Origin of the sequence: Actinoplanes regularis (genome assembly GCF_900188005.1) — a bacterium.
Classification (GTDB): Bacteria; Actinomycetota; Actinomycetes; order Mycobacteriales; family Micromonosporaceae; genus Actinoplanes; species Actinoplanes regularis.
Genome location: NZ_FZNR01000001.1, coordinates 714,939 through 733,214, shown reverse-complemented (window position 1 = coordinate 733,214; position 18,276 = coordinate 714,939). Strand labels below are relative to the sequence as shown.

The 18,276-nt window shown below is 71.5% G+C and carries 11 protein-coding genes and 1 pseudogene; 6 read left to right on the top strand and 6 right to left on the bottom strand.

The genetic code is table 11. From position 1 onward, the window contains the following. Positions 1–47: 47 nt before the first annotated feature. Together CHC09_RS03055 and CHC09_RS47380 are read left to right on the top strand one after the other, a co-directional pair. A complete protein-coding gene (locus tag CHC09_RS03055; protein ID WP_089291370.1) occupies positions 48–986 on the top strand; it encodes a tetratricopeptide repeat protein in 939 nt (312 codons plus the stop codon). Then, a pseudogene (locus CHC09_RS47380) lies at positions 987–1,935 on the top strand (arginase family protein); the annotation flags it as partial. Positions 1,936–2,777: 842 nt separating this feature from the next. Here the strand turns inward: CHC09_RS47380 and CHC09_RS03045 are convergent. Then, positions 2,778–4,682: a penicillin-binding transpeptidase domain-containing protein gene (locus CHC09_RS03045; RefSeq protein WP_089291368.1), complete on the bottom strand. Its 1,905-nt coding sequence runs from the start codon at positions 4,680–4,682 to the stop codon at positions 2,778–2,780. A gap of 211 nt (positions 4,683–4,893) precedes the next feature. Between CHC09_RS03045 and CHC09_RS03040 the strand changes: the two genes are divergently transcribed. Then, on the top strand, positions 4,894–9,840 hold the full coding sequence (locus tag CHC09_RS03040) for an NAD-glutamate dehydrogenase (protein WP_089291367.1): 4,947 nt from the start codon (positions 4,894–4,896) through the stop codon (positions 9,838–9,840). 583 nt (positions 9,841–10,423) lie between these two features. Here CHC09_RS03040 and CHC09_RS03035 read toward each other — a convergent pair. Together CHC09_RS03035 and CHC09_RS03030 are read right to left on the bottom strand one after the other, a co-directional pair. Beyond that, positions 10,424–11,047: a type IV toxin-antitoxin system AbiEi family antitoxin domain-containing protein gene (locus CHC09_RS03035; RefSeq protein ID WP_089291366.1), complete on the bottom strand. Its 624-nt coding sequence runs from the start codon at positions 11,045–11,047 to the stop codon at positions 10,424–10,426. A 556-nt stretch (positions 11,048–11,603) separates the two neighbouring features. After that, the gene (locus CHC09_RS03030; protein WP_089291365.1) at positions 11,604–13,088 is read right to left on the bottom strand and encodes a glycoside hydrolase family 3 N-terminal domain-containing protein; all 1,485 of its coding nucleotides are present in this window, start codon (positions 13,086–13,088) and stop codon (positions 11,604–11,606) included. 172 nt (positions 13,089–13,260) lie between these two features. Here CHC09_RS03030 and CHC09_RS03025 point away from each other — a divergent pair, with 172 nt between their 5' ends. The 3 genes from CHC09_RS03025 to CHC09_RS03015 all read left to right on the top strand — a co-directional run bounded on the left by CHC09_RS03025 (position 13,261) and on the right by CHC09_RS03015 (position 16,230). Next, on the top strand, positions 13,261–14,439 hold the full coding sequence (locus CHC09_RS03025; RefSeq protein WP_089291364.1) for an ROK family transcriptional regulator: 1,179 nt from the start codon (positions 13,261–13,263) through the stop codon (positions 14,437–14,439). Positions 14,440–14,513: 74 nt separating this feature from the next. Beyond that, on the top strand, positions 14,514–15,338 hold the full coding sequence (locus CHC09_RS03020; RefSeq protein ID WP_089291363.1) for an ABC transporter ATP-binding protein: 825 nt from the start codon (positions 14,514–14,516) through the stop codon (positions 15,336–15,338). Position 15,339: 1 nt separating this feature from the next. Continuing rightward, complete coding sequence (locus CHC09_RS03015; protein WP_089291362.1) at positions 15,340–16,230, top strand: ribokinase; 891 nt, start codon at positions 15,340–15,342, stop codon at positions 16,228–16,230. 7 nt (positions 16,231–16,237) lie between these two features. On the opposite strand, the gene CHC09_RS48300 is transcribed toward CHC09_RS03015, so the two are convergent. Genes CHC09_RS48300 through CHC09_RS03000 form a run of 3 tightly spaced genes read right to left on the bottom strand, consistent with a single transcriptional unit; the run spans position 16,238 to position 18,206 of the window. Beyond that, positions 16,238–17,125, bottom strand: a complete 888-nt coding sequence (locus CHC09_RS48300) for a methyl-accepting chemotaxis protein (protein ID WP_275407851.1) — start codon at positions 17,123–17,125, stop codon at positions 16,238–16,240. Between the two features lie 23 nt (positions 17,126–17,148). Then, a complete protein-coding gene (locus CHC09_RS03005; protein WP_089291360.1) occupies positions 17,149–17,691 on the bottom strand; it encodes a PAS domain-containing protein in 543 nt (180 codons plus the stop codon). 53 nt (positions 17,692–17,744) lie between these two features. Then, positions 17,745–18,206: a DUF6232 family protein gene (locus CHC09_RS03000; protein WP_089291359.1), complete on the bottom strand. Its 462-nt coding sequence runs from the start codon at positions 18,204–18,206 to the stop codon at positions 17,745–17,747. Positions 18,207–18,276: the final 70 nt, after the last annotated feature.

The window sequence follows — 18,276 nt, the reverse complement described above, 5'->3', positions numbered from 1 at the left end:
CCGGCGGCGGCGCGAACAGGCCGGACAGCGTGCGAGACTAAGTAACCATGAGCGACCCACGGACCACTCCGTCGATCTTCACCCGCGGCGCGGTCGATCTCAGCGCGCTGCGTACCCCGGCCCCGGCGAAGCCGGCCGCGCCGAGCCGTCCCGCCGCTACTGGCGGTGCGTCGGCGGCCACGGTGCCCGGCACCCTGCCGGGCCTCGCCCCGGAGACGATCGTCGATGTCACCGAGGCCAATTTCGAGAGCACCGTGCTGGAGCGATCGCTCACCACGCCGGTGATCCTCGACTTCTGGGCCGACTGGTGCGGGCCGTGCAAGCAGCTCTCCCCGGTCCTGGAGAAGCTGGCCGTCGAAGGTCAGGGCGCGTGGGTGCTGGGCAAGGTCGACGTGGACGCCAACCCGCGGCTCGCCCAGGCGTTCCGGGTGCAGGGCATCCCGATGGTGCTCGCGGTGATCCAGGGCCAGCCGGTCGAGGGCTTCAACGGCGTGCTGCCGGAAGTCCAGGTCAAGCAGTACATCGACGCGGTGCTCAAGGCCGCCGGGGCGTCCACCGGCGCGGCCGCACCGGAGGACCCGCGACTGGACGCGGCCGACGACGCGCTGATGGTCGGTGACCTGGACGCGGCCGAGGCGGCGTACCGGAAGATCCTGGCGGAGTCGCCGACCGACGCGGCTGCTGAGGCCGGCCTGGCCCAGGTCGAGCTGTACCGGCGGATCAACGGACAGGACGCGGCGGCGGTGCTGGCCCGCGCCGACGCGGACCCCACCGACCTCGAGGCGCACCGGCTCGCCGCCGACCTCGAGGTGCTCAACGGGCAGGCCGCGGAGGCGTACGCCCGGCTGGTCGCGCTGGTCAAGCGGAGCAGCGCAGAGGATCGTGACGCGGTGCGCAAGCACCTGCTGTCGCTCTTCGCCATGGCCGGGCCGGACGATCCGGCGGTGGCCGCCGCGCGGCGCGCACTGGCCAGCGCACTTTTCTAGATCCGACAGTCTCGAGAAGAGCGGGAGGGCGTCGTGCGACGCATCGCGGTTCTGGACGCGCCGTCCAATCTCGGCCTGCGCCCGCCGACCGCGACGTCGGTGCCGGGCTGCGCCAAGGCGCCCGGCGCCCTCCGCGACCACGGCCTGCTGACCCGGCTCGCCGCCCGGGACGCCGGATGCCTCACCCCGCCCCGGTACGACCCGGGCGACTGGCGGCCCGGCGACGGCGTGGCACACGCGGCGGAGATCGCGGCGTACTCGCGGGCGCTGGCCGACCGGATCGGCGCGATCATCGACGGTGGAGAGTTCCCGGTCGTGCTCGGTGGGGACTGCTCGATCCTGATCGGCTCGGGGCTGGCCATGCACCGGCTCGGCGAGGCGGTCGGCGGCCGGATCGGGCTGGTCTTCGTGGACGGCCACTCGGACTTCCGGCACCCCGGGAACGCGTCCTACGTCGGTGCGGCCGCCGGTGAGGACCTGGCCCTGGTCACCGGTCGCGGGCAGGCGAACCTGGCGGCGATCGAGAGCCGCCGGCCGTACTTCCGGGACATCGACGTGGTGGTCCTCGGCATCCGTGCCCAGGACGAGTACCGCCTCGACCTGCAGGCCGCCGGGATCGTCACCCGCCCGGTCCCGATCCTGCGGGCCGAGGGCGCGGCCCGCAGCGCGCAGTGGGCCCGCGACCAACTGGTCGACTGCGCGGGTTACTGGGTGCACGTCGACGTCGACGTCCTCGATCCGGCGGTGATGCCGGCCGTGGACGCGCCCGATCCGGGTGGCATCGCCTTTCCCGAGCTGGAGCTGCTGCTCACCGGTCTGGTGGAGTCACCGCACTGCCTCGGCGTGGAGATCACCGTCTTCGACCCGGACTACGACCCGGACGGGCGGTACGCGGCGGAGATCACCTCGGCGGTGGTGAGCGGGCTGGCGCCGGTCCGGTCGGTCACCGCCCGGCCCGACCTGATCGCCGCCCGTCGTGACCTGGCCACGCCGCCGAAGACCGGGGCCGCCGTCGCGGAATCCCGCGCGGCGAGGGAGGTCGCCGAGCCTGTCGCCCCGGCGGCCGCCTCTGCCGCGCCCGAGATGCCTGTTGTCGTCGCGACCACGCCCAAGGGGCCTCTTGTCGTCGCGACCACGCCCGAGGTGCCTGTTGTCGTCGCGACCACGTCCGAGGTCTCGGCTGACATCCCGGAGCCGGACGCCGCCGACGTGACCGGTGTTCTGGATCCCGAGGTCGCCGCGTCCGCGGAACCCGATTCGAGCGGTACGGGCGAGGTCGGCGCGGAGCCGGAGCCGGTCCTGGCCATCGACGATCTGGCGCCCGAGCAGGAGAGCGGGGACGAGGAGAGCGGGGACCAGGAGAGCGGGGACGAAGAGAGCGGCGACCAGGAGAGCGGGGACGAAGAGAGCGGCGACGAGGAGGCCGGCGACGAAGAGGCCCGGTCCGACGCGGACGGCGGTCAGTCGGCTCGAGTCGCGCCGGCGGTTCCTGAGGTGCGGCTGCTGACCCGGCCGCTGGGCTCCGCGCCGATGCTCGACTCCGATCCGTTGCCGGCCACCCGGCCCGGGATGCTGCGTCCACGGCCGCCCGCCGACCCGCCGGCGGCCGGTGCCTTCACCACGAGCACGTTCGGGTCCGGCCCGGCGATTCCGCCGGGCGTCGCCTGACGACAGTCGAGCGGGTCGTCAGGCGACAGCCCGTCACTTGCTCAGCACGATCCCTGTCGCTTGCTCAGCACGATCCCTGTCAGTCGCTCAGCGCGGTTGCGTCAGTTGCTCAGTGCGTCTTCGTCACCTGTTCAGGGTGGTGAGGAAGCGCTTGACGATCGGGACCGCGGCCTCGGCGCCCGCGCCGCCCTTCTGCACCATCACCGCGAAGGCCACGTCGCCCTGGTAGCCGATGAACCAGGAGTGCGTCGCGTCCGAGCCCTCCGCGAACTCGGCGGTGCCGGTCTTGCCGTACACCGGCTTGCCCGGGACGCTCTTCAGCGCCGTGCCGGTGCCGCCGGTGACCACCTCGCGCATCATCGACCGCAGCGCGGTCACCGCGTTCGGGTCCAGCGCCGTGGTCGGACCGGCCGCGGCCGGCGCCGGGTCCAGCACCAGCTTGGGCGGTTGGAAACCGCCCTTCGCCACCGCCGCGGTGGCGGCCGCCATCGAGATCGGGCTGACCGCGGTGCTGCCCTGGCCGAAGGTGGCGGCCGCCAGCTCGGGCCCGGTCGCGCCGTCGGAGACCTTGCCGGTGTACGCGTCGATGCCGATGTTCCAGCCCCCGCCGATGCCCAGGGCGCTCGACGCGGACGCCAGCCCCTCCGCGCCCAGCTTCGGCGCCAGCCCGGCGAAGGCGGTGTTGCACGACTTGGCGAAGTCGACGTGGAACGGCACCTTGCCGAGCTCCTCGTCGTGTGAGTTCTTGAAGGTACGGCCGTCCACCGTCACCGTCTTCGGGCAGTTCACCGTGCTGTCGGCGGTGACCTTCGCCGAGGCCAGCAGCCCGTACGCGGAAACCATCTTGTAGGTCGAGCCGGGCGGCACCTGCCCGGTCAGCGCGGTGTTCACCCCGCCCGCGTCGGGACCGTTCGCCACCGCCAGCACCGCGCCGTCGCTGATCCGCAGCGCCACCATCGAGCTGGGCTGCTTCTCCGCGACGAGCGCCTGGTCGGCCGCGTTCTGGGTGGCGGTGTCCAGGGTGATCTTGATGTTCTTGCCGGCCACCGGCTTCGCGGTGAAGACCGGCTCGTCCTGCACCGATTCGTCGGCGGCCTCGGCGGAGACGACCACGGAGAGGCCGGGGGTGCCGCGCAGCACCGGATCGTACTTGCCCTGGAGACCGCCGTGCCCGACCTGGTCGCCGGCGGTCAGCTCCTCGGGCCGCTTGTCCAGGTCCTCCTTGGTGGCCGGATCCACGGTGCCGAGCAGTGCGCGCGCGAACACGCGGGTGGGGGCGAGCTGCCGGGTCTCCTCCCGGAAGACGGTGCCGGGCAGTGGCCGTACCGCATCCCTGATCTTGTCGTAGTCGGCCCGGCGCAGGGTGACCAGCTCGAGGAACGCGCCCGGGTCGGCCTTGCCGACCCGCTCCTTGAGGCCGGCGACGTCGACGTCGACGCTGACCTTCTTGAACGCCGCGGTCAGGGACCCGCTCAGCGACTTCAGATCCTTGATCTTCTCGGGGCTGACCCCGATGGTGACCACCTTCTGCGGGCCGATCAGGGCCTTGCCGCTCGCGTCCAGGATCGTGCCCCGCTCCGCGGCGACCCGGCGCAGCCGGAACTTCTCGCCGCGCTCCAGCGTGGGATGGAGCACGGCGGGTTCCCAGATCACCTGCCAGCCGTCGCCGCTGCGCTTGGTCATCTGGACGCTGGACTTGTATTCCCATTTCACGTTCCCCGGAAGGGTCCACTTCAGGTCGATCGGGGTGGTGGCGATGTCTCCGGTGGTCTTCGGGTCGCCGGCCACCGAGACGGCGAGCGGCTGGTCCTTGAGATCGCCGTAGAAGTCCTTGATCCCGGTCAGCACGTCGGCGGAGGAGATCTTGCCGCCATCGGCCGTGACGAAGCCCACTTTGCTAAGGTCGCCGCTCTTCCAGCCGTTGAGGAACGCCACGACGGTGTCCTGCGACTCCTCCCCGGAGCAGCCGGCCAGCCCGCCCGTGACCAGCACAAGCAGGGTCGTCAATCCGATGATGGGTCGGCGCATGAGGTTTCCCCCTGTGTGTCGGTCTCGCTGGCTGATCGCACGGTAGCCGTCGGAGGGGCGTCAACGCCGCCCCGCGCTATGCGAAACCTCGCATATCAGCCCATCTGTCGGGCTGGCACACCCTGGGTGTGAAGGCCCCGAGCCCGCTCGTTCTAGGCTGTGCCCGACACGTTCGAACCCACAGTGCCGTGGGTGAGGGGAGCGCCGGACCATGCCTGTCACAGACGAGGCAGCGACCGATTCTGATCAGACCGTGCCCGATTCGCCGGGACCCGGTCCCGGGCTTGCCCTCACCGGGCGGCTCGGTGCGTCCACCGACTCCGGAGAGCTCGATGAGCCACTCCCGAACGCCGAGCGGCTGGTCGCTCTGGCGGTGGAGCGGGCCGGCGAAGATCACACCACCGCGTCGCTGGTCGACCGCTTCTGGCGGTTCGCACCCGACGAGGAGCTGGTCGGGTACACCCCGGAGGAGATGTTCACGGCCGCCGTCGAGCATCGTGAACTGGCCCGCAACCGGCTGCCCGGCGAGCTGAAGCTGACCCTCACCGAGCCGCGTGGCTCGCAGGGGCACAGCGTGCTGCAGATCGTCACCGACGACATGCCGTTCCTGGTCGACTCGGTGATAGCGCTGCTGACCGCGCACAACCTGCAGGTCTACCTGATGGTGCACCCGCTGATCGTGGTGCGCCGCGAGCCGCTCGGCGCGCTCAGCGAGCTGGAGGCGGAGGTCGAGCCGGACGACGCCATCGAGGGTGACCTGGTGGAGAGCTGGATCCGGATCGAGATCGACCCGGTCCGCCGCGCCGACGTCCGTGAGCAGCTGCTCAACGAGGTCCGCCGGGTGCTCACCGACGTGCGTGACGCGGTCGAGGACTGGCCGCGGATGCGCCAGCGGGCCGTGGTCATCTCCGACGAACTCGCCGCCGCACGCGGGTCGGACCGCAAGCTGCCGGTACCGGAGAAGGACGTCACCGACTCGATCGAGCTGCTCAAGTGGCTCGCGAACGATCACTTCACGTTCCTGGGCTACCGCGAGTACCGGCTGGACCGCGACGGCGTCCTGCACTCGGTGCACGGCACCGGGCTGGGCATCCTGCGCGGCGACAGCAAGCCCCGGCGGCTCGACACCATGGCGCCAGAGGCGTACCAGCGGGCCATGGAGAAGCGGCTGCTGGTGATCACCAAGGCGAACTCGCGGGCCACCGTGCACCGCTCCGCCTACCTGGACTACATCAGCGTCAAGGTCTTCGACAACGACGGCAACGTGGTCGGCGAGAAGCGCTTCCTCGGCCTCTTCTCCAGCTCCGCCTACCGGACCAGCGTCCGGGAACTGCCCGTGGTCAAGCGCAAGGTCACCGAGGTGATGGACCGCTCCGGTCTGTCGCCGCGCGGGCACTCCGGCAAGGACCTGCTGCAGATCCTGGAGACGTACCCGCGCGACGAGCTCTTCCAGATCAAGACCGATGACCTGTACGAGGCGGTGATCGGCGTCCTGCGGATGGCCGGCCGCCGGCAGCTGCGCCTGTTCCTGCGCCGGGACGGGTACGGCCGCTTCATCTCCTGCCTGATCTACCTGCCCCGGGACAGGTTCACCACCGGCAACCGGCTGCGCATGCAGGAGATCCTGCTGCGCGAGCTGAACGGCGTCGGCGTCGACTACACCACCCGGGTGACCGAGCGGATGCTGGCGCGGGTGCACTTCATCGTGCGCACCGACCCGACCGCGCCGCCCGGGCCGCTCGACCCGAACGCGCTGGCCGAACTGCTCGCCGACGCCACCCGGATGTGGGACGACGACTTCAGCCTGGTGCTGGAGCGCAAGCTGGGCGACGAGCCGGCCAAGGAGCTGTTCAGCCGGTACGCGCACGCCTACCCGGAGAGCTACAAGAACGGCCACACCCCGTACGAGGGGATGCAGGACCTGGCCAAGCTGGAGCTGCTCGAAGAGCCCGGCCAGCTGGAGATGCACCTGTACCGGCGGCGCAAACTCGGCGCGGGCGGGGCACCGGAGCCGGACGAGCACGACATCCGGTTCAAGGTCTACCGGTTCGGCGAGCCGATGATGCTCTCCGCGGTGCTGCCGGTGCTGCACTCGCTCGGCGTGCAGGTCAGCGACGAGCGGCCGTACGAGATCCGGCGCGAAGACGGACTGATCTACCTGTACGACTTCGGCCTGACGCCGCCCAAGGTGCACCGCGAGCTGGCCGAGGTCCGGCCGCAGGTGGAGAACGCGTTCGCGAGCACCTGGCGGGGCGAGGCCGAGGTGGACGGGTTCAACGAGCTGGTGCTGCGGGCCGGGCTCACCTGGCGGCAGGTCGTGGTGCTGCGGGCGTACGCGAAGTACCTCCGCCAGGCCGGCACCGTCTTCTCCCAGCGGTACGTCGAGTCGACGTTCATCGAGTACCCGGAGATCGCCCGGCTGCTGGTGAAGCTCTTCGAGGCCCGCTTCTCGCCGGCGCTGCAGATCGGCGAAACCGAACGCGGCCGGCGTTCCGCCGAGGTGGCCGGCCGGATCACCGAGCTGCTCGACCAGGTGGAGAGCCTGGACCAGGACCGGATCCTGCGCTCCTACCTGACGCTGATCGAGGCGACCCTGCGGACCAGCTTCTTCCAGCGGGGGGCGGACGGGCGGCCGAAGTCGTACGTCGCCTTCAAGCTGAACCCGGAAGCCATCCCGGACCTCCCGCAGCCCCGCCCGAAGTACGAGATCTTCGTCTACTCGCCCCGCTTCGAGGGCGTGCACCTGCGCTTCGGTGCCGTCGCCCGGGGTGGCCTGCGCTGGTCGGACCGGCGCGAGGACTTCCGGACCGAGGTGCTCGGCCTGGTCAAGGCGCAGATGGTGAAGAACTCGGTGATCGTGCCGGTGGGCGCCAAGGGCGGCTTCGTGCTCAAGCAGAAGCCGGGCGACCGGGACGAGGCGGTGGAGTGCTACAAGCGCTTCGTCACCGCGCTGATGGACGTCACCGACAACATCCAGAGCGGCAAGATCGTGCCGCCGCGGGACGTGGTGCGGCACGACGGCGACGACCCGTACCTGGTGGTCGCCGCGGACAAGGGCACCGCGACGTTCAGCGACATCGCCAACGAGATCTCGGTCCGGAAGGAGTTCTGGCTCGGCGACGCGTTCGCCAGCGGTGGCTCCGCCGGTTACGACCACAAGAAGATGGGGATCACCGCTCGGGGCGCCTGGGAATCGGTCAAGAAGCACTTCCGCGACCTGGGCAAGGACACCCAGAGCGAGGAGTTCACGGTGGTCGGCGTCGGCGACATGTCCGGCGACGTCTTCGGCAACGGCATGCTGCTCTCCCAGCACATCCGGCTGGTGGCGGCGTTCGACCACCGGCACATCTTCCTGGACCCCACGCCGGACGCCGCCGCGTCCTATGCGGAGCGCCACCGCCTCTTCGAGCTGCCGCGGTCGTCCTGGGCGGACTACGACCCGTCCCTGATCAGCAAGGGCGGCGGGGTATACCCGCGAAGCGCCAAGTCGATCCCGGTCAGCCCGGAGATCCGGGCGGCTCTCGGCCTCGCCGTCGAGACGAGCGCCATCAGCCCCGGCGAACTGATGCGGGCGATCCTCAAGGCGCCGGTCGACCTGCTGTTCAACGGCGGCATCGGAACGTACGTGAAGGCCGCCTCCGAGTCGCACGCCGACGTCGGTGACAAGGGCAACGACTCGATCCGGGTGAACGGGGCCGAGCTGCGGGTCAAGGTCGTCGGCGAGGGCGGCAACCTGGGTCTGACCCAGCGCGGGCGGATCGAGTTCGCCCGCGCCGGCGGCCGGGTCTTCACCGACTTCATCGACAACTCGGCCGGGGTGGACTGCTCCGACCACGAGGTCAACATCAAGATCCTGCTCGGCGGCGCGGTGGCGGACGGCGAGCTGTCGCTGCCCGAGCGGGACGAACTGCTGGCCGCGATGACCGACGAGGTCGGTGCGCTGGTGCTGCGGGACAACTACGCGCAGGCGACGGCGCTGGGCAACGCGCGGGCGCAGGCGCACTCGCTGCTGCCGGTGCACCGGCGGATGCTGAACTCGCTGGAGCAACGCGGCGAGCTGAACCGGGAGCTCGAGGCGCTGCCCGGCGACAAGGAACTGGCCATCCGGTACGAGAACGGCGAGGGACTGAGCGCGCCCGAGTTCGCCGTGCTGCTCGCGTACGTCAAGATCAGCCTGGAGCGTCAGGTCCTCGCCGACGAACTGGTCGACGAGGCCTGGACCGACGAGGTGCTGCACCGGTACTTCCCGAGCCCGCTGCGCGAGCGGTACGCCGCCCGGATGGCCGGCCACCGGCTGCGCCGCGAGATCATCTCGACCTCGCTGGTCAACGAGGTGGTCAACCGGGGCGGCACGTCGTTCGTCTTCCGGGCCATGGAGGAGAGCGGCGCCTCCGCCGCCGACGTCATCCGGGCGTACGTCGTGGTCCGCGACGTCTACCGCCTCGGCGAGATCTGGGCGGCCGCCGAGGCGCTGGACAACAAGGTGCCGACCTCCGCGCAGACGCTGGTCCTCCTGGAGACCCGGCGGTTGCTCGACCGGGCGGTCCGCTGGTTGGTCAGCACCCGCCGCTCGCCGATCGACGTGGCCGGCGAGATCGCCAAGCTGCGCCTCGGCATCGCCACCCTGCTGCCTCAGCTCTCGACGGTGATCGTCGGCGCCGAACGGCGCTCGTTCGAGGAGCGGGTGGCCACCCTGGCGGGCAAGGGCGTCCCGGACCACCTCGCCGACCAGGTGTCCCGGGTGTTCTACGGCTTCGGCCTGCTGGACATCCTGGAGACGGCGAGCGCCGTCGACCGGGACGTCACCGAGGTGGCCCAGGTCTACTTCGTGCTCTCCGAGCGCTTCGGCGTGGACATGCTGCTGACCCACATCTCCCGCCTCCCGCGCGGCGATCGTTGGCAGACCCTGGCCCGGATGGCGCTCCGCTACGACCTGTACGCGGCGCTGGCCGCGCTGACCGCAGAGGTGCTGCAGTCGACGCCGGCGTCGGCCGCCCCCGAGGACCGGGTCTCCCAGTGGGAACAGGTCAACGCGGCGTCGATCGCCCGCGCGTCCAACGCCATGGGCGACGTCGACGAATCACCGGCCGACCTGGCGGCGCTGTCGGTGCTGCTCCGCCAGATCCGCACCCTGGTGAAGACCTCGTCGGCCAGCTGAATCCCGTCCCGGCTCGCCGGCCCGCGCTCACCTCGCGGGCCGGCGACCGGGACTCATCGTTCCCTAGCTCTCCTTTCTCGAGATGTTCCGGAACAGGCCGCGCGTTGAACGGGGGGCGATCAGCGGCGCGCGGCCGGTCAGTGGCGACTCCGGCGCGTCAACTCCATGCCGCAGTTGGTCAGCGGTCCGTGTCGCAGTTGGTCAGTGTTCGGTGATCGGTCTGGGACGTGGCTGATCAGCCGTCTGTGCCGTGGTCGGTGATCGGTCTGGGACGTGGCTGATCAGCCCTGCGCGCCGTGGTCGGTGATCGGTATGGGACGTGGCTGATCAGCCCTCCGCGCCGTGGTCGGTGATCAGCGTGGGACGCGGCTCATTAGCCAGCCCTCCGCGCCGCAATTGGTCATCGGTCTGTGACGCAGTTATTTAGCGGTCTGCGCCGCAGCCGATCAGCCGTCCATGCCGCAGTCGGTCATCGGTCTGTGACGTGGCTGAGTAACCGTCCACGCCGCAGTTGGTCATCGGCCTTGCCGCAGTTGGTTAGCGGTCTATGCCGCAGTCGATCAGCTGTCCGCGTCGCAGTCGGTCAGCGGAGGTCCGCTGACACGGTGGGCCAGCGGGGAAGCGCTGACGTGTGGCCGGCGGCGTTGGCCAGCACGGCGGTCACCTCCCGGCGGCGCGCCAGGCGGGTGCGGCGCTGCAGGGCGTGAGCGATGCGGTCCGGAGTGGTGAGCCGCCGGGCGCAGGCGGTCGTGATCCAGTGCAGCGCCTCCTCCGCGTCGGCCGAGGCCGATGCCAGGTCGAGGACGGTCTCCTCCAGCCGGGTCTGGGGCGGGCGCCGATGCGGATGCCGCCGGGCCTTGGCGTGCCGGGAGCGGTGCACCACGACGCCGGACGCCGGACGGACCCGGCGCCTCTCCGGGATCAGCACGTGGACGGCGCCGGGGCCAGGCTCGGCGAGGCCCGCCTCCTCCGCCGCCGAGCGGTGGCACAGCATCGCCCCGGGGCCGGAGTAGAGGATCGCGGCCCACCGCGCCGCAGCCGGCGGCGGGCGGCCGGAGAACGTCGCGTAGATCCCGGGCATCAGCCGTTGCCACCGACCGGTCCTCACCCGGCGGTGCAGGACGTCGGCGGAGATGCCGCCCTGGAGGGCCTGCTGGCGGGTCACCACCCCGTGCTGGCGTCGGGTGGTCTCGTCGAGTTGTGCCATGGCCGGAACTCTGCCGTCGGCGGCTGGCGCCTGCTTCGGCCCCTGTGGACAGCCGCGCAGTGTGGATAACGCCAACGCGGAACATCCGAGGCGACAGCCGTCAGCGCTCAACCCGGAGGGCACGACCTGAGCCGCACGGAATCCCGCAGACTGCGGCGGCGGTCAGGCGAGACGGAGTCCCCGCGGACTGTGGCGGGGATCTGGCGGAGCGGAGGTCCTGGCGGACTGCGGCGGCGGTCAGGCGGAGCGGAGGTCCTTGCGGACTGCGGCCGGGGATCTGGCGGAGCGGATGGTCGCGCGAACCGGGGGCGGATGTGGGTGAGCCGGGCGACGGCGGACTGCTCCCGAAGTCCTGCCGTGCCCGGCCCACCAGTGGCGTCGCGACCGCACTGTCTCCCGACGGCGATCCGCAACGTCTCCCCAGATCCACCTGCGATCATGACGCTACGTGATCTCGACCCCCGCAAGGAAGTACTTAGCGTGTTCTCTGGCCGTTCGTATGAGCACATTTATCAGTCAGTGGTGTGCTTTTTCGGATACCTGTTACTGACTGTGACTACGGCACATCCTGACGTTCGGTGACCAGGCCCAGCGCCTCCGCCGCCACCCGGCAACTCGCCAAGCTCGCGCCGTGCGTGACCAGGAACGCCCGCACCCCCTCCGGCCGCCACGCCGACGGCCAGCCCAGCTCGACCACCCCGCTGGGCCAAGCCGCGGCAAGCTTCTCCGCCAGCCCCCGGCTCGCCGCGGCCTCGTGCACCCGCCGGCCCACCAGCACGATCGGGCGTCCCCCCGCACGCTCGATCAGCTCGTCCGCCGTGACCTCCGACGCCACGACGTCGATCTGCTCCACCTCGCCGAGGAACGGCCGCAGCCCCCACGGCACCTTCCCCTCCGCGATCGAGTAGCCGCTGATGAGCTGCACGACCAGGGGATCGGCGAGCGCCGCGGGCTCACCGTCCACCAGGAGCGCCCGCCGTGCCGCCGAGATCCCCAGCTCCTGGGAGGTGAGCTCGGGACCGGCCGAGCGGGTGACGCGCGCGTGCGCCGCCCACGCCGCCAGCTCGGCGTTCCGCGCGACCGCCTGCTCCAGGCGTACCAACTCGAGTCGTCCATCACCGACCGCGGCCGCGACCTCGTCGGCGACCGCGAGCACCAACTCCCGGTCGACCACCGCCCCGATGCACAGCAGATCCGCACCGGCGGCGAGAGCCGCCACCGCCGCCTTCGGGATCCCGCCGGCCGCCCCGGCCGCCCCGCGCATCTCCAGCGCGTCGGTGACGATCACCCCGTCGAACCCGTACTCCGAGCGCAGCAGCCCTTCCAGTGCCGCCCGGCTGAAGGTCGCCGGCCCGTCCCCGGTCAGCGCCGGCACCCGGATGTGCGCGCTCATCACGGCGCGCGCCCCGGCCGCCACCGCCGCCGCGAACGGCGGCAGGTCCCGGGAACGCAGCAGCTCGAGTGGCGCGTCGACGGTGGGCAGTTCCAGGTGCGAGTCGGTCACCGTCGCCCCGTGCCCCGGGAAGTGCTTGGCGCACGCCGCCACGCCGGCCGATTGCAGGCCCGCGACGGCGGCCGCGGTGTGCCGCGCCACCAGTGCGGTGTCCGCGCCGAACGAGCGCGTCCCGATGATCGGGTTCTCCGCCGCGGTGTTCACGTCGACGGTCGGCGCCAGGTTCAGGTTGACGCCGGTCGCGGCGAGGTCGTCACCCATGGCCGCGTACACCTGCCGGGTGAGTTCCGGGTCGTCGGCGGCCCCGAGCGCGGCGTTTCCGGGGTACGCGCTGCCGGTGCGGTGCCCGAGCCGGGTGACGTCGCCGCCCTCCTCGTCGATGGCGATCAGCGCGTCCGGCCGGGCTGACCGCAGCCGGGCGGTGAGCTGGGCCAGCTGGGCGGGGTCGCTCACGTTGGTGCCGAAGAGGGTGTGCCCGGCGAGCCCGTCGGCGAGCAGGTCGAGCCCCCAGTCGGGTGCGGACGGCCCGGGGAAGGCGGCGAGCAGGGTGCGCAGGGCAAGGCGTCGGAGTCCGCGGTCGATGGACATGCTGTCCTTCCGGTGATGTTGCTCTGGCCACCAAGGGCGGCGAGCTGCCATGATCGCTCGGAGTCGATAACCACCGTACGGACGGGCACCATCGCCGACCGTTACGCTGCGGCTGCGTTCCGAGCGCCGACACTGTAACAGGAAAGAACCTTTACCATTTAGGGGTACGACCATGGCCGCCACTCGCCTTCCGGGCACGCCCCGGTTGCTGCGCGCGCTCAACGACCGCGCGGCGCTGGACCTGTTGCTCGCCCGAGGCGCTCTGACCAGGGCTCAGATCGGTGAGCTGACCGGCCTCAGCAAAGTCACCGCCTCCCAGCTGGTCGAGCGGCTGGAGGAGCGCGGCCTGGTCCGACGGGTCGGCGAGCAGGCCGGTGGCCGCGGCCCGAACGCGCAGCTCTACGCGGTTGCCCCGGGCAGCGCGCACGTGATCGGTGTGGACGTCGGCCCGGACTCGGTGATCGCGGCCTGCGCGGACATCACCGGCGCGGTGATCGGCCGGTCCGAGCTGAGCACCAAGGACACCGACGACCCGGTCGGGGTCGTGCACCGGGCGGTGGTCCAGGCGGCGAGCGACGCCGGGGCCGACATGACCTCGGTACGCCGCGTCGTGCTCGGCACCCCCGGCCTGGTCGACCCGGCCTCCGGGGAGATCTCGTTCGCCTGGGACCTGCCCCGCTGGCACCGGGGCCTCCTCGCCGACCTGCGCCGGGACCTGAGCACCACGGTCGTCTTCGGCAACGACGTGAACCTCGCCGCGATCGCCGAGCAGAGCACCGGCGCGGCCACCGGGGTGTCCGACTTCGCGCTGGTCTGGATCGGTCGCGGCATCGGTCTGGCCAGCGTCATCGGCGGCCGGCTGCACCAGGGCGCGACCGGGGCCGCCGGCGAGATCGGCTACCTGCCGGTGAGCGGCGCCGAGGTGCCGCACAACGCCACGAAGCGCGGCGTGAAGGGTGCCTTCCAGACCCTCGCGGCGGCCGAGGCGGTCAAGGCGATCGGCAAACAGTACGGCTTCCGTGGCGCCGAGGCCGCCGACGTGGTGCGCGCCGCGGTCGCCGCCGGCCCGGCCGGTGAGCCGGTGCTGGACGAGCTGGCGCGCCGCCTGGCGCTCGGCGTCGGTGCCACCTGCCTGGTGCTGGACCCGCCGCTGGTGGTGCTGGCCGGCGAGGTGGGCCGGGCCGGTGGCCCGGCGCTGGCCGACCGGGTGGAGCGCGAGGTGGCCGCGATCACGCTGGTCTCGCCCCGGGTCGTGGTGACCGGGGTGGCCGCCGAGCCGGTGCTGCACGGCGCTCTGCATACCGCTCTGGACGCCGTCCGTGACGAGGTGTTCGGCTCGACCACCGACTGAGAAGCCCGACCACCGATGGAGAAGGCGGTAACGACCGGCACGCCGTCGGGTCGGCCCCATGCGCACATGGTTGGATGGACGGCGTGCTGGAGGCTGCCGTAACCGTTCCGCCCGACGAGGACACCGTCATCGCGTTCGACCGCGTCAGCGTGGTCCGCAGCGGGAATCACCTGATCAACGGTCTGTCCTGGCAGGTCGAGCTGGATGAGCGATGGGTGGTGCTGGGCCCCAACGGCGCCGGGAAGACCACTCTGCTCAACATCGCGTCCGGCGGCCTGCACCCGACCCGCGGGCAGGCCTGGGTGCTGGGCGAGCGGCTGGGCCGGGTCGACGTCAACGAGCTGCGTACCCGGGTCGGGATCACCACCGGCCGGCTGGCCGACCGGATCCCGCCGGAGGAGAAGGTGCTCGACGTCGTGGTCACCGCCGCCTGGTCCGTGGTCGGCCGCTGGCACGAGTCGTACGACCCGCAGGACGAGGTCCGCGCCCGGCAGCTCCTCGCCCAGCTGGGCATGAGCGGCTTCCTGGACCGGGAGTTCGGCACCCTCTCCGAGGGGGAGCGCAAGCGCACCCAGATCGCCCGCGCGCTGATGACCGACCCGGAGCTGATGCTGCTCGACGAGCCGACCGCCGGTCTCGACCTGGGCGGTCGAGAGATCCTGATCGGACACCTGACCGAGCTCGCCCTGGACCCGGACGCGCCGGCCATGGTGCTGGTCACGCACCACGTCGAGGAGATCCCGCCGGGCTTCACCCACGGCCTGCTGCTGCGTGAGGGCAATGTGGTCGCGGCCGGGCTGCTCGGCGAGGTGATGACCGCGGAGAACCTGACGAAGACGTTCGGGCTGCCGCTGCTCGTGGACCGGTTCGGCGACCGTTACACCGCACGGGCCGCCTGACGTGTCCCCGAAGGTGGTGGTCGTCGGCAGCGCGAACATGGACCTGGTCGGGCTCGCCGAGAAGCTGCCCCGGCCGGGCGAGACCGTGCTCGGCGACGACTTCGTGATGACCCCGGGTGGCAAGGGCGCCAATCAGGCGATCGCGGCCGCCCGTGCGGGCGGCACGACCACGTTCCTGGGGGCGATCGGGTCGGACTCGTTCGGCGTCACCCTGAGCTCCCGGCTTGCGTCCACCGGCGTGGACACCAGCCAGGTGCGGACCAGTTACGGCTCGTCCGGCGTCGCGGTGATCATGGTGGATCGCGCCGGGGAGAACTCGATCCTGGTCAGCCCGGGAGCCAACCGGACCTTCCTCGACCTCACCGACGACGAGCGCGCCCGCGTCGCCGAGGCCGACGTGCTGCTCTGCCAGCAGGAGATCCCGATGGGGACGGTGGCCGCGGCGCTGGCCGCCGCCCGGGAGTCCGGGACACGGACGATCCTGAACGCGGCGCCCGCCCGGGAGCTGCCGCCCGGCCTGCTCGACCAGGTCGACCTGCTGGTGGTGAACGAGACCGAGGCCCAGACGATCACCGGCGGGTCGGCGGCGGACCTGGCCGCATTGCTCGCCCTGGTGCCCCGCGTGGTGCTGACGCTCAGCGGCGACGGCTCGCGCTACGCCGACCGGGACGGCCGCGACGTGCACGTGCCCGCCTTCTCGGTGGAGGTCGTGGACACCACGGCCGCGGGCGACGCGTTCTGCGGAGCGCTCGCCGTCGCCTGGGCCGAGGGGCGCGAACTGCTCGACGCCGTACGCTGGGCGAACGCGGCGGGTGCCGCCGCGGTCCGCAAGATCGGCGCCAGCAACGCCCTGCCCAGCCGCGCCGAGATCGAAGCGATCTTCGCAGGCTGAGGCCGCGCTATTTCCGGGCGTTGACCAGGAATCGGCTGACCTCGGCGCGCAGCACCTCGGCCAGCTGGGACAACCCGGTTATCCCGGCGGCGCCGCCGCCGTCCACCGCGACCGCGATGCCGCCGATCAGGTTGTTGATCTCGCGGAAGCTCTGGGTCACGGTCTCCAGCACCGAGACCGCGTCCGCCGCCGCCTGCTGGACCGTGTTGACCTGACCCATGATCTCCTCGCTGGACGAGCTGGTCTCGTTGGCGAGATCCTTGACCTCGTTCGCCACCACGGCGAAGCCGCGCCCCGCCTCACCCGCCCGGGCCGCCTCGATCGTCGCGTTCAGCGCCAGCAGCCGGGTCTGCGAGGCCACCTGGTTGATCAGGTCGACCGCGTGCCGGATCTGCTCGGAGGCGCTGCGCAGGGAGGTGACCGTGCCCAGCCCGCGTTCCGCGTCACCGACCGCGCCCCGGGCGAACCGGGCCAGCTCGTTCGCGGACGCGCCCATCTCCGTCGCCGCTGTCGCGACCTGCTCGGAGACGGTCAGCACGGCGGACTCGAGCTCGTCGGCGAGCGCCAGCCGGGCACGGTCACCCTCGGCGATCTGCTCCGCGTTGTGGTGCATCGCGGTCACCGACTCGTTGATCTGCTCGGCCGCCAGCTTGAACGTGCCGTGCAGCCCGGTGGTCAGGACCCGCCGGTAGAACCGGCCGTGGGCGGCCGCGGTGGAGGCGGCGCCGGCCTCGCGGGTGAACGCGTCGATCACGTCGAGCAGGCCGTTCAGCGCGGTCCGGGTGGCCACCGACGTCTCGTCCTCGCCGATCGGGGCGAGCCGGGCCTCGAAATCGCCGGCCCTCACCCGGCGGCAGGTGTCGGTGATCGCCTGGAGTACCGGGTCCGGCCGCACCGCCGGTCCTTGTGCCGCGCGCCTCATCGGCCGGCGCCGGTGGTCAGCGACCAAACCAGCTCGTCGTAGTTCTGGCCACGCTCCGCGAGGACGTCCTGCAGAGCCCGGTATCCGGCCTTGACCGCATCCGGGGTATGGCTCTCCCGGGCCTCGACGGCGTGCAGGTGCCGGTACAGGTCGTTCGCCGCGGCCACCGCGCCGGGCGTCGGGCGCCGGCGGTTGGAGTGGTACCCGATGACCCGTCCGGTGCGGTCGTAGGAAGGGGTCACGTGGGCCAGCACCCAGTAGTGGGCGCCGTCGGTGGCCAGATTCATGACGTACGCGAAGATCTCCTCCCGCTCCGCGAGCACGTCCCAGAGCAGCTTGAACACCGCGCGTGGCATGTCCGGGTGCCGGATCAGGCTGTGCGGCTGCCCGATCGCCTCAGCCTCGGAGAGTGCGGAGACGCGCAGGAAGACATCGTTGGCGTAGGTGATGACGCCACGCGGATCGGTCTTCGTGACGATCATCTCGTCTTCGCCGAAGGTGCGCTCGATGCCGGTGGGTCGTACCCGCGTCGCTCTCATGGTTCTCTAAGCGTGCCGAATTCGGTCCGGTCTTCGTGCTGAATCGGGACAACTCACGACCGCGCGGCCGGTTCCAGCGCTCGTAGCAGAGCCCGGTAGACGCGGCCGAAGCGCTGCGCGTCCGTCGTGCGCAGCAGCAGCACATCGCCGGTGCGCAGCCGGCCCCAGATCTCGATGGTGCGGGTGCCCGCGTCGTACGACCGATCGACCCGCTCCAGCAGCAGGTCGGCGACCGGCAGCACGGCCAGGCCGACCAGCACTCCGCCGAGCACCAGCGCGAGGCCGTGGACGAAACTGGTGTGGATCAGCAGCGCCACCCCGACGGCGAGCACGCCGGCCAGCAGCGGGGTCAGGATGGCGAGGCCCATGACGCCCCGCTTGGCGATCACCGTCCAGGAGCGGCCGCTCCGGATGTGCCAGACCCGCAGCAACTCGGGCAGGCGGAACTCCTGGCCGTTCATGTGGATCCCGGACGAGGTGATCAGCACGTCCGGATCCCGGTAGTACGTGGTCATCTCTCCTCCCCGGGGTCCCAATCTAGTTTGTACCCGTCGTAGGCTGGCGGGGAAACGGCACTCATCGGTG

Bases quoted from the DNA above. Each gene is read 5' to 3' on its own strand.
- CHC09_RS03055 (WP_089291370.1), top strand. From the start codon at position 48: ATGAGCGACCCACGGACCACTCCGTCGATCTTCACCCGCGGCGCGGTC.
- CHC09_RS03045 (WP_089291368.1), bottom strand. From the start codon at position 4,682: ATGCGCCGACCCATCATCGGATTGACGACCCTGCTTGTGCTGGTCACG.
- CHC09_RS03040 (WP_089291367.1), top strand. From the start codon at position 4,894: ATGCCTGTCACAGACGAGGCAGCGACCGATTCTGATCAGACCGTGCCC.
- CHC09_RS03035 (WP_089291366.1), bottom strand. From the start codon at position 11,047: ATGGCACAACTCGACGAGACCACCCGACGCCAGCACGGGGTGGTGACC.
- CHC09_RS03030 (WP_089291365.1), bottom strand. From the start codon at position 13,088: ATGTCCATCGACCGCGGACTCCGACGCCTTGCCCTGCGCACCCTGCTC.
- CHC09_RS03025 (WP_089291364.1), top strand. From the start codon at position 13,261: ATGGCCGCCACTCGCCTTCCGGGCACGCCCCGGTTGCTGCGCGCGCTC.
- CHC09_RS03020 (WP_089291363.1), top strand. From the start codon at position 14,514: ATGGACGGCGTGCTGGAGGCTGCCGTAACCGTTCCGCCCGACGAGGAC.
- CHC09_RS03005 (WP_089291360.1), bottom strand. From the start codon at position 17,691: ATGAGAGCGACGCGGGTACGACCCACCGGCATCGAGCGCACCTTCGGC.
- CHC09_RS03000 (WP_089291359.1), bottom strand. From the start codon at position 18,206: ATGACCACGTACTACCGGGATCCGGACGTGCTGATCACCTCGTCCGGG.